At 64.3% G+C, this 12,376-nt stretch carries 2 protein-coding genes; both read right to left on the bottom strand.

What is annotated here, in order from left to right; genetic code table 11:
- Positions 1-29: 29 nt before the first annotated feature.
- Positions 30-11,270 carry a DUF5801 repeats-in-toxin domain-containing protein gene (locus LCL94_RS08250; RefSeq protein ID WP_224831779.1) on the bottom strand — a complete coding sequence of 3,747 codons (11,241 nt, stop codon included), beginning with the start codon at positions 11,268-11,270 and terminating at the stop codon, positions 30-32.
- A gap of 375 nt (positions 11,271-11,645) precedes the next feature.
- Positions 11,646-12,209, bottom strand: a complete 564-nt coding sequence (locus LCL94_RS08245) for a DUF2569 family protein (protein WP_224831778.1) — start codon at positions 12,207-12,209, stop codon at positions 11,646-11,648.
- Between the last annotated feature and the right edge of the window lie 167 nt (positions 12,210-12,376).

Genomic DNA, 12,376 nt, shown 5'->3' with positions numbered 1-12,376 from the left:
GTTCCCCTGTTGCAAGGTTTCTTGGATCCTCATGCTGCCGCCCCCGCTTGGGCTGCAGCTTCATCGAGATTGTCGACCGTCATGCCGCTGGCCAGCGACTGAGCCAGGCCCGGGTGGACCATGGCATCGAGCAGGCCTTCGGCAGCGAAGTGGCTGTGGTTGCCGCCACTCTCGCCCGTCGTGCGGACATCGAACTGGGCCACCAGCGCATCCACTCCGGCTTCCGCCACCACGTCCGAGATCGCATCGCCCAGCGTGCTGGCAAGCGCCGCATCGCCGAGGAAGTCGGCCGCCGGAGCCTTCGTGCCGGGGAGGTCGGCAGTCATCTGGAGCAGCGCTTCCATCGAACTGTCGACTGCGCCGCCGGTCGCGAAGGCCGTGTCCGAAACCTCGCCCGTGGTGCCATCGGCCCAGGTAAAGGCGGACTTGCCGAAGACGGTCACATCGCCGTCGGCCGCAACCGACTGGATGCCGTCCGACACGAGGTCGATCGAAACGATGCCCATGTCGGAGAGCGAGACGAATTCGCCGTCGTCGGACACGCCGTCGAGATCGCCGTCGATCCACACTCCAAATTTACCATACGCATCGTCGGAAGCGTCGAGCTTGCCGTTACCGTCGCTGTCGTACTTGGCAGCGATGGCTTCGAGGTCGGTCATCGTGCTGGTGCCGAAGACGAACTCCGATGCCCCGCTGACCGCGCCGTCGCCGTTCATGTCGTAGGCAAGTATGGCGCTGCCGGCAGCGATCCAGGCGGTCTGCGCCTTCACGCTGTCGCCATTGTAGTCGTAGGCAACGCCCGCAGCCTTGGACACGAAGCTGTTGCCGCCGCCGTCGAGGTCGAGGACCACCGGAGTGACAGCCGGGTTCAGGGTGATGTTGAGCACGCCCGAGCTGACCGTGTCGCCGTCATTGTCCGTCACCGAAATCGGCACCGAGAAGGGAACCGGATCGTCGGTGATGGCGATCGTGTTGAAGTCGCCGATCTTGAAGGTCTGGCCACCGGCCCAGTGGAATTCGATGCTGTTGTAGTTGTTGTCGGCAATCCCGCCGAGTCGGGTATTGGAGACAACCCCTGCAACGGTGGCGAAATCCCCGTTGAAGGTAACGGTGAAGGTGTTGCCGCCCACATCATGGTTGCCGGCAGTCGTGATGATCTTGGTGACACCGTTGTACTCGATCACGACCGCATTGATGTTCACCGCAGTGCCATCGCCCACGTCGTTGTCGGTGTCGGTATCGCGGTAGGCCCGCAGTTCGACCGTGCTCTTGGCAGTGCCGCCACTGATCTGCGTGAACAGGGCCGATGCGCCGTTCACGTCGTAGTGACCGGCAAAGCTGTGGTTCTGGTTGGCGAGGATCGAATAATCCGCACCGTTCTTCGGCGAACCTGCCAGGTCGATCACGAAATCGACGCGCATGGCCTCGCCCGTTCCGACCGAGTTGCCCGAACCGATACCGCCTTCATTGGCGTTGGTGTTCACGGTGCTGGAGTCGACGTTGTTGCCTTGCGTCGGCGTCAGCAGGACGTCCAGGCTTCCGGTCGTACCCGGCTGGTTGAACCCTGCCCACGAGCCGTTGCCGCCGACGAAATTGTAACCGCCACCGTTGAAGTCGATGTTCGAGGTAGCATCGAGCGGCAGCGACATATCAAGGACGTACTTGTCATCCGCGCTGGCGGGATCGAGCGTGATTTTGAACACCTCGGTCGTCGTGCCGGCCTTGACCGCCGTAAGGACGGTGCCGTCGGCAGAGATCGAATAGCTCAGCTGCGACAGGCCCGAAGTCAGGTTCTGGCTCTGCAGCGAAGAGATAGTTGCCGCAGTGAAGATCACCCGGCCGCCGTCGCCACCATAGTTGTTGTCGACATTGCCATCACCGGTATCGAGCGAGGCCTGGAAGGAGCCGGCCGTGTTCGTAGCCGTAAGCGCAGCGGCTGTGGTGGCCACCGGGCTGTCGTCCTCGATCTTCACGGTGATCGCGTCGGTCTTGGTCTCGGTGACCGTGCCGTCGTTGACGTTCACGTCGATCTGGAACTGGGTGACGTCCTCGCTCGTGGTGTCCGAGTGGAAGATCGGAGCGAACTGGATGACGTTGAACGCACCGGTATCATCGATCTCGACCGTGATGGCCGTGATCGGCGTGCCGGGGTTATTCGGATCGTCATAGCTGCCGACGAGGATCTTGCCGCCATTGGTCAGCGACCAGCTGATCGGCGAGCCCGAGGCCGAGCCGTCGGCCACCGCCAGAGTCTCGCCCGGGATCGACAGCGTGACCGTCAGCGCGTCGCCGTCGACGTCGGAGATCGACACCGCGCCCACCGCGACCAGCGAGTTGGTCGTGTCGGTCGGATTGCCGACGCTGTCCTTGTTGCCGTTCGTGAAGCCCTCGTCGGACACTGCAACGGTGGCCGTGCCGATGACCGGCGCGTCGTTCGCACCGAAGATGCTGATGGTCAGCGAAGTCTCGTTGCTCTGCGCCGTGCCGTCGAAGGCATTGTAGAGGAACGTGTCGGTCAGCGGCGTATCGCCCACGTCGAGCGCCTGGACCGTATTGTAGGCCCCGGCATTCTCGCCCTGGGTGTAGAGACGGTAGCTGTACGAACCATCGGCATTGAGCGTCAGGACGCCGTAGGTGCCGTTGATCGTGCCCGTGTCCGCCGCGGCGACGAACAGCTGTTCGATATCGACATCGCTGTCGGCCACGTCGGCACGGTCGACTGCATCCGGCGCGCCGTTGTGGGTCGCACCGACGATCACGTTGCCGGTGATCGGTCCGCCGTCCTCGACGATCCAGTTGGTGTCGGCATTGGCCACCGGCGCATCGTTGGCACCGTTCACCGTGATGGTGAGCGTGGCCGTGCTGGTGTCGCCGTCGCCGTCCTGCATGGTGTAGGTGAAGGTGTCGGTGACGCTTTCCGTGTCATCGAGGATCTGCACCGCGGCCTTGTTGAGGACGTACTCGTAGGAACCGTCCTCGTTCATGACGAGTGTGCCGTAGGTGCCGACGACCGAATAGTCGCCCGAACCGTCGGCCGTGTTGTCCGAATTGCCGAGGCCCGGATGCGTGATCGAAAGGATCGCAGGATCGCCGACGCCGTCCGCACCGGGCAGGTCCGAACCGCTGGCACCATTGGTGGTGCCGGTGCCGAGGATGACGTCGCCAAAGGCGCTGTCATCGTCTTCGCCCATCGAATCCGTGTCGTTGCGGGCGATCGGCGTATCGTCGTCGATATTGATCGTCAGCGTGCCGTCGTCACTGTCGAGATCGCCATCGGTCACTCGGAAGGTGAGCTGCAGGCTGAGGTCGTTCTCGTCCCCGCCTGCCGCGTGCAGCACATTGGCGTTCTGCGTGACGGTATAGGCACCGGTGGTCGGGACAAGGGTCACGGTCACGACCGTCACCCACGAACCGCCCTGGTCCTGCTGGATCAGGATATCATTGCCGCTCGCCACATACTGGAAGCCGGCCGGCGCACCCGTGGTCAGGAAGGCGATGGTGCCGCCGTCGCTGCCGAAGCTGTGTGCCAGCGTGCCGCTGGTGAAGGCGGTGTCAGGCGTAACGTCGCCCGTGCCGCCCGGATTGCCGCCGGCAAGGGTATCGTCGTCGAGCTGGACGGTGTTGTTGCCAGCGCCGGGATTGGCGTCGCGCAGCTGGATGTCCCGGCCGATCTCGATCGTCGCGCTGTCCGTATCGCCGTCACCATCGGTGGCGGTTGCCGTCAGCGTGATGAGGTCGTCAGATGCCAGGAACGCGGGTTCGTTTGCATTCGTGGGATCGGAATGCTCGACCGAACGCAGCTGGGTGAGGTTCACGAAGCCGTTCGCATCGACCGACAGGGTGAAGACCTGCTCGCCCGTGGCGGCATCGATGGCATCGGTACCTTCACGGCCGACGACCACGCCGCCCTCAAGGAAGAGGTAGACGTTATTGCCGGTCAGCGTGTCGTCCAGACCGCTGTCGGCGCCGGTGGCCGAGATGCCGAGGGTGTAAGCCTTGCCGCCGTTCACGGCACCTGCGCCGTCGGCCCCGAAATCGAAGCTGAACACATCCGCGAACGTGGCGTTCGCGCCGTCGGGCAAGAAGCTTTCATCGGTAATGAGCGTCGGGATCGCACCGATTACGGTCACGTCCGGACCATGGTCGGCAAAGCGGATGTTGCCGCCGAGGTTGAGCGTCACGGTCTCGCTGGCCGTGTCGCCGTCGCGATCTTCGATGGTGGCGGTGCCCGAAAGGATGACCAGATTGGTGCCCAGAGCTTCCAGCTGGTTTTCATAACCGCTGGTGTCGCCCGGCAGATCGTGATCGATCTCCTGGAACTGCGTCAGCGTGACCACGCCCGTCGCTTCCACAACGCCGATGGTGAAGACGGTGTTCGTGGCATCGATCGCGCCGCCGCCCGGCGTCTGCGTCGAACCGACCACCAGACCGCCTACCTGGTAGAGGTAGATGGTGGTGCCGTTCTGGGTCAGGCCACTGTCCACGCCCGACGTTCCGACGATGGAAAGCGAGAATTCCCAGGAAATGCTTCCTGCGCCGTCTGCACCGTAGGCAGAGCTGGCAACACTGAAGGCATTGCCGAAGTTCGCGCTCGACACATCGGCATCGGAATTCGCCCCGATGGTGGCCCCGTCCTCGGTCGTCAAGGTGACGGTGTCGAGGTCGACCACGGCTGCATCGATGCTCGGCCCGTCGTCGCGGAAGCTGAAGGCGCCGCCGATATTGGCCGTGGCGTTGGCGGTATCGCCGTCGCCGTCGGTGACGGTTGCCGTCAGCGTGACGAGATCGTCGGCAAGGCCGCCGGTGGCATCGTCGGGATCGGTGTCGTCGGCGTGCACCACGGCGCGCAGCTGGGTCAGCGTCACGGTGCCGTCGCTGGCGACGGTGATCGTGAAGACGAGGTCGTCGCTGGTCGCCGTGCGGCCTTCGATGGTCGTGCCGTTCATCGACACTTCGACCGCTTCGCCAGTGGCAGTGTCCACCAGGCTGGTGGCCGAGCCGGTCAGGCCGAGGACGTAGCCGCCCACGCTGCCCGGACCGTCCGCATTGTAGTCGGGCGTGAACAGGCCGGAGAAGTCGGCATCGGCCGGAACGCCGAGAGCGGTTTCATCGACCTCGATCGAATCTGCAAGCGGCGCTGCAGCCTCGAGCGTCGGACGGTCGTCGGACACGCGCACCAGCACGCTGCCGGTAGCGGTGTCGCCATCGATATCGGTCGCGATCACGTCGATCGAGCCGAGCGTCGCGATTTCGTCGAGCAGCGGGTTGGTGTGGCCGAGGTAGTTGTCCTCGAGCGTCGCCGTGACCGTCGCGTCATTGCCCGAAACGCTGAGTTCGAGCGTGATGACGAGGCGGCCACCGTCGGAGCCGGTGATCGTGTTGTCGTCAACGCGCAGCCAGGTGAGCCCGCCGAGCAGGCCCGACGTATCGCCGAAGACGAAGCTGGCAAAGGCGTCCGAACCTTCGGTGAAGCTCAGGACGTGGAAGGCGGAATCCGGGCCTGCCGGCGTGCTGCCATCGGCCAGGTTCTGGTCGTCCACGGTGACAGAGCCCGGGGTCGGGTCGGCCGGACCGGTGCCATCCTCGATGCGGATCGGCTGGGTGGCGGTGGAGATATCGCCGTCACCGTCGGTCAGCGTGTAGCTGAAGTCGGCCACGATATCGCCGCCGCTCTGGTCGAGGCCGGTGTTCGGGTCGAACGTCCAGTTGCCGTCCATGTCGATGGTGTAGGTGCCATTGGCAGTGATGACCGTGGCATCGGTGCCGTCCTGCGGGACCGCGACGGTCTGCGCGCCGACAGTGATGGAGGTGACGGTCGCGCCGTCGGCCCCTTCGGTGTCGTTGGCCATGACGTCGCCGCCGATGGTACCGACTGCATCTTCCGCCACGCTCTGCAGCGTTTCGTCGCGCGCGGTCGGGACATCGTCGACGATCGAGACCGAGATGGTGCCCGTGCCGATGAGGTTGCCGAGCGTGTCGCGCACTTCGTAGTCGAAGGTTTCGAAGCCGGTGACGGTGTTGGTGCTGTTGTTGCCGCCCTGGTCGGGGACCAGCGTGTCGCCGTCCACCGCGCTGGTCAGCGTGTAGGTGTATTCACCCGTGTTGCTGTCGAGCGTGAGCGTACCGTAGCTGCCCGTCGCCGGATCGAGCAGGGTGTAAACCAGCGTGCCCGATGCGCCGCTGACCGTAATCTGGCCATTGGCATCGACTTCGCTCGGATCGCTATTGTTGCCACCATTGCCGTCGGCGAGTTCGCCCGAACCGGTCGGCAGGCCCTTTTCGTTGACGATGGCGTCATTGTCGAAGACTTGGCCGGCCACGTTGTCGATATCGATCGTCAGCGTCGCGGTGGCTTCATCGCCGTCACCGTCACGGATGGTGTAGGTGAAGACGTCCGCCACATCGGCATTGGTCGAGTCCACCTTGGATTCGTAGGTGTAGGCACCCGTCGTCGCATTCAGCGTGAGCGTCCCCAGCGTGGTCACGATGACCAGGTTCCCGTCTACGTCGACCGTGGTCTGGGTGATCGTGTCGTTCACGCTGCTGATGGAGACGATGCCGCCGCCAGCCGCATAACCGTCCGCACCGGCCGCATCGAGGCCGAAGCCGTCGCTGTCGGTCAGGACATTGCCGGCGGTGGAGCCGCCTTCGCTCACGTCATTGGCATTGTCGTAGGCAGACGGCGCATCATCGTCGAACACGATGCCGAGATTGGTCGTGGTCTGGTCGCCGTCGCTGTCCGTGACAGTGAAGTCGATCGAGACCGAGGCATTGTTCTCGTCGCCACCGGCTGCGTGCAGGACATTCTGCAGCAGGGTGACGGTGTATTTGCCGGTCGCGCTGTCGGTGATTTCCACGGTGAAGACCGCGCCGCGGGCGCTGCTGGCAGTCAGCGTGTTGCCGCTGATCGAATAGGTTACCGTCTCGGTGCCGAGCGAGGCCGAGGCGCCTTCCAGCGCCGGGTCGAAAGCGATTGCTGCGGGCGTGTCGTTGCCGACGTTGAAGAACAGCGTACCGGTGAAGCTGGCTTCGCTGGTGTCGGCCGGGTCGTCGCCATTGTTGGCGTCGAGATCGCCAGTGGTCGACGCGGCATTACCGCCGGCCAGGCCGTCATCATCCACGCTCGCGGTGCGTTCGCCGCCCTGCGGCTCGGAATCGGGTTTCAGGGTCACTTCCACCGTCGCGGTCGAGGTGTCGCCGTCATTGTCGGTGATGGTGTAGGTGAAGCTGTCGGTCAGATTGCCGTTGCTGCCTGCGCCCGGTGCGGGCGTGTAGGTGAACAGGCCGGTCGCCGGATCGTAGGTCACGGTGCCCTGCGCAGCCTGCGTGGTCACTTCCACGCTGGCGACATTGGCGGTGTCGACGCCGTCGGCCCCGAACACGTCGTTGTCGAGCGCGTCGATGGTGAAGGCCTGGTTCTCGTTTGCCTGGACGACACCGTCATCATTGGCAGTGGGAACATCGTCGACCACTTCGATGTCGAGCACGGAGCTCGCGCTCGAACCGTCGCTATCGGTGGCCACCACGTCGAAGGCGTCGAAGAGCGAGTCCTGCGAGTCCGCGATCGGGTGATCGAGCGTGTTCTGGATGAGCTCGTATTCCCAGGTCACGGTCAGCGAAACCGTATCGCCATCCGCATCGGTGACCGGCGTAGCGCCGGTGATGCGCAGCGTGCCGTAATCGCCGGTCAGGACGACCGGATAGGTGACGCCTGCACCGAACACAGCGGTGCCGCCGATGGTGAGGGTTTCGAGCCCGTCCTGTGCATCGACCGAGAAGGTGCCGTTCGTGACAAGGCTTTCCTTGGTCGTGTCCGAACCGTCGGCAAGGTCGTCTTCGTCGACGAGGCCTTCCGGAGCGGTCAGCGACAGGTCGTTGATGACGACCGGATCGTCGGCACCGTTGATGGTGATCGTCAGCGTGGTGACGCTGTCATCGCCGTCGCCGTCGGTCAGCGTATAGGTGAAGACCTCCGTCAGGCTCTCGGTCTCGTCGAGGCCCTGGACAGTCTCGTTCGTGTTATCGAGCTCGTAGCTGTAGCTGCCGTCGGCGTTGAGCGTCAGCGTGCCGTAGAGGCCCTGCAGCGGAGTACCCGGCGTGCCGTCGGTTGCGCCGAAATCGACGTCGGTGACAGTGGCACCGTCGGCGCCGCGCGTGTCGCCGCCATTGTCGCCATTCGCCTCCGCATCGGTGATGACATTGCCGCTGGCAAGCAGCGGGCCGTCTTCGGTGACGCTGTCGGTGTCCGGACGCGCGGTGGGCACGTCGTCGACGATGGCGATTTCGAGGTCGCCGCTGATCGAATCGCCGTCCTGGTCGGTCACGACGATCGCGAAGCTGTCCGACGTGGTGTCGCCGTTGGTATTGGTGGTCAGCTCGTAGGTGTAGCCGACCGTGCCGTTGCCAACCGAGGTGATGGTCAGCGTACCGAAACTACCCGTATAGGTCTGGCCGGCGACCAGCGGAGCGCCGTCGATGGTCAGGACCGCCGGGCCGTCGGGCGCGGTGAAGGTAAAGGTGCCGCTTGTGAATTCGCTGTTGCTCGCGGCATCCGAACCGGCAGCAAGGCCGGCCTCGTCCACCTGCGTCGTCTCGCCGCCGGCAACCGGCAGGTCGAGCGTGACGGGGCTGTCGGCGATCGAGATGACCAGCGTCGCAGTGGAAGTGTCGCCGTCGTCATCGGTGATGACGTAGTCGAAGCTGTCCTCCACGCCACCCGGCGTGCCCGCGTCGCGGGTGTAGCTGTAAGTGCCGTCGGCAGCGATGGTCAGCGTACCGTAGAGGCCCTGGATGGTCTCGCCGGCCACGCCGCTGTCGCTCGCGCTGGAATAGGAGGTGACATCGGCGCTGTCCGCGCCCTGCACGTCGTTCGACAGCACGTTGCCGCCGACCGGACCATAGGTGCCGGCGCCGAGCGCGTTCGCATCGTCATTGGCGGTGGGCGCATCGTCGATGATGGCGATGACCAGCGTGGTGGAGGCGGTGTCGCCATCGCTGTCGGTCACCGTCAGGGTGAAGCTTTCGCTGTCCGGATCCGACAGCGTGTTGTCCTTCAGCTCGTAGCTGTAGCTGTAGGCACCATTGTTCACCGAGATAGTGAGCACGCCGGCAGCCGTGGTTACCGTGCCGCCGCCGGTGACATTGACGCCATTCACGACGAGCGAGGCGACGGTGTCGTTGCCGGTGCTGATCGCGATCACGCCCGAGGCGGTCTCGCCATCGCTGGCTTCGTTCGAGCCGGCCGGCTCGCCATCACGGGCAGCCAGGGCGGCTTCTTCGACATCGTCGTCGCCTTCGACCGCGATTTGCGGGGTCGAATCGTCCGAAAGGGTGATGGTGACAGTCGCGGTGGACACGTCGCCGTCGCCATCGGTGATGGCATAATCGAAGGTGACCGTGCCGGTTTCGCCGGCGGCGGGCGTGTAGGTGAAGGTGCCGTCGCCATTGTAGGCAAGACTGCCGCCACCGCTCAGCGTTCCGTCGACAGCGGCAACGCCGGTCGCCAGGTCGACGCCGTCGGCGCCGGGCGTGTCGTTGGCAATCACGTTCACCGAAACCGGTGCGTTCTCGCTGCCCTGCGTCGCGCTGTCGTCGAGCGCGGTCGGGGTGTCGTCGACGATGGTGATGACGAGGTCGTCGGATGCCACGTCGCCGTCGAGATCGGTGATGACGATCGGGAAGGTGACCGTGGTCGTGTCGGCATCGCCGGTGTTGTCGGTCAGCTCGTAGACATAGGTGATCGTGCCTGCGCCGGTCACCGGGTCATAGGTGTAGCCCGTGACCGTCAGCGTGCCCGTTTCGTCCGAGAAGACGACCTGCGGCAGGCTGCCGGGCGTGATGACTGTGCCGCCGAGCGTGACGCTGCCGACACCGTCGGGCGAATTGAAGGTGATCGTGCCGGTCGCGGTTTCGTCGTCGCCGTCGAAGTCCGAACCTTCCGGCTCGTCGGTGCGCGTACCGGTGTTCGGCGGAAGCTGGCCTTCCTCGACCACGGTCTCGTCGAAGCCGTCGGGAACGTTGGTGATCGAATCGGGCGCATCGCCGATGTTGATCGTCAGCGTGGCGGTGCTGGTGCTGCCGTCGGCATCGACGATCGAATAGGTGAACTGCTCCGACACGCCGCCGGGCGTGTTGACGAAGCGGGTGTATTCGTAGGTGCCGTCCGCGTTCAGCGTCAGCTCGCCATAGGTTCCGACCAGGGTCGCGCCGGGCGCAGCGCTACCGCCGGCATTGGCGAAGCCGTTGACCGCGCCGCTGGGCGCGTAGTTGTCGGCGCCCGATTCGTCGTTGACGAGCACGCTGCCCGAAATCGTCGCGTGGCTTCCGCCCGGGACCGAGCCCGTGTCGTCCTGCGCGATCGGCGCATCGTCGATGACGATGATCTGCAGCGTTGCGGTCGCGGTATCGCCATCGGTGTCGGTGACCGTCATCGAATACGAACCGTCGACGGTTTCGCCCACGAGGTTGTCGTTCAGCGTGAAGCTGAAGCCGATCTGGCCGCCGGCAAAGTCGATGCTGGTGATCGTCAGCACGCCGTACTGGCCCACGAAGGTCTGGCCGACCGCGGTGATGGCCACGCCGTTGATCGCAACCGATCCCACGCCGTCGGGCGCGTTGAAGACGATGGTGCCGTTGGCGGTTTCGCCATTGGTTTCGCTCTGCGTGCCTTCGCTTTCATCGACGCCGTTGATCGTGCGTTCGGGCAGGCCCGATTCGGCAACGGTCGCGATGGCGTTGATCACGCCAGCCGGATTGTCCGGCGTTTCGATGATGATGTCCGGATCCTGGTCCGGCGCATTAGGGATGATCTCGCGCTCTTCGGGCTGCGGGAACTGCAGCTCGGTATAGGGCAGCAGGTCGCCGAGGTCGTAGGCAGCCTGGATGGCGCCCGGATCGACTTCGAAATTGCCGCCCGAGCTCTGCGGATCGCCGGCAGCGGGCTGCGGCTCGTTGCCGGTCAGCAGGGCTGCAAGGTTGGCAGCCGGAACCGTGACGCCGTCGACCACGATCTGCGGGACGATGATGGCGCCTTCGGGAATGATGATGCGCGTGCCGTCGTCGAGGACGAGGACGAGGTCGCGGCCGGACGCGGTCAGGTTTTCGAGCGATGCACCTTCGGGCAGGACCACGACGCCGTTTTCATCGGGCGTGAGCACGATATCGCCGCGCGCACTGCGCTGGGCCGGGGCCCGTTCGACACGCGGGGTGTCGCCGGTGTCCTGGCTGTCCTGTGCGCCGGTGAATTCACCATTCTGCTCGAAACTGTCCATCGTATCGGTCCTTCCTGCAGCCGGGAGGAGGAGCGAATTCCCCCCTATGACGCGGAAGTTGCCGGGAACGATACGGGCTGCGAATCTTCGGGGTACCACCCCCCAAGGATTGTTCGAGCAAGATCCGGGCAGGTGCCCGTCCAGCAATTTCCGCGGCCCGACTTGTAGTCCTCGCAAGGGCGAATCGAGCCGCCTGCGGGACGTGTCGTTGCATTAGGTGAAACAGGTACAACCTGATCTTTCAATGTTGTTAACCAGTTGATGGATAGCAAAAAAACGCCATTCCCGCCCGAGAAGGGCAGAAAATGACACTTAAAGCTCTGAAAGATTGAGAAACTTGCCTGCTGTCCGAAAATGGGACCGGAGGACAGTGAATCAGGCCAATGGCGCTTCCGAGGGCACTCGGTGGCGGAAGGTAACGTTCACACGTTCCGAGAGAATCAGGTAGGGCAACCAGATGGCCGCGCTGATGAGGACGGTATTGAGGTTCGCAGTGAGCAACGTGGCCAGCGGCTCTCCGATGGCAGGCGGCAAATCCTTCCCCGCCAGCGCGCGCGCGATTGAGAGCTGGCACAGCACGTCGAGAATCCAGACGTAAAGCAGCATGCGCGGAAACAGCGGCACGCTGCGCAGCGCCATGACGAAGCAGATCATGTAGAAGAAATTCATCACGGCGATTTCCACGCTCATCGCGAGGAACAGCGTATAGGCCCATGCAGGCGCGTGTTCGTTCAAGGCGGGCTGGATCATGACGAATTCACCAGTGCGCATCACCACGCCGCACATCATTCCCACGATCAATGAGGTCAGGAAGCCGATCGACCCGAAACTGGGATGCGCTTCGGCCTGGATGCGGTCGAGTTCCCGCCACCGGCCGAACAGGGCGAAGCGGTATTCCGGCTGCGTGCGATTCCGCAGGAAGGCAACACGGCCGATCATGAAGCCCGCGATCGGGGCCAGCCAAGCAAAGGCCAGCAGGCGCAGGTGGTTTTCGATTCAGGAGGTCAGCGCAACGCTGCGCCGGTGGAGATCCGCCTTCCGGCGTGCGAACCAGGCGGCCAGTAGGGGAAACGGCGAAACCGTTAATTTCCCACGAGCATTCGCTG

Source organism: Qipengyuania gaetbuli, assembly GCF_020171365.1.
In the GTDB taxonomy this organism is placed as follows: domain Bacteria; phylum Pseudomonadota; class Alphaproteobacteria; order Sphingomonadales; family Sphingomonadaceae; genus Qipengyuania; species Qipengyuania gaetbuli_B.
Note: the sequence above shows the minus strand (reverse complement) of the source record. Positions and strands in the feature narration are given on the sequence as shown.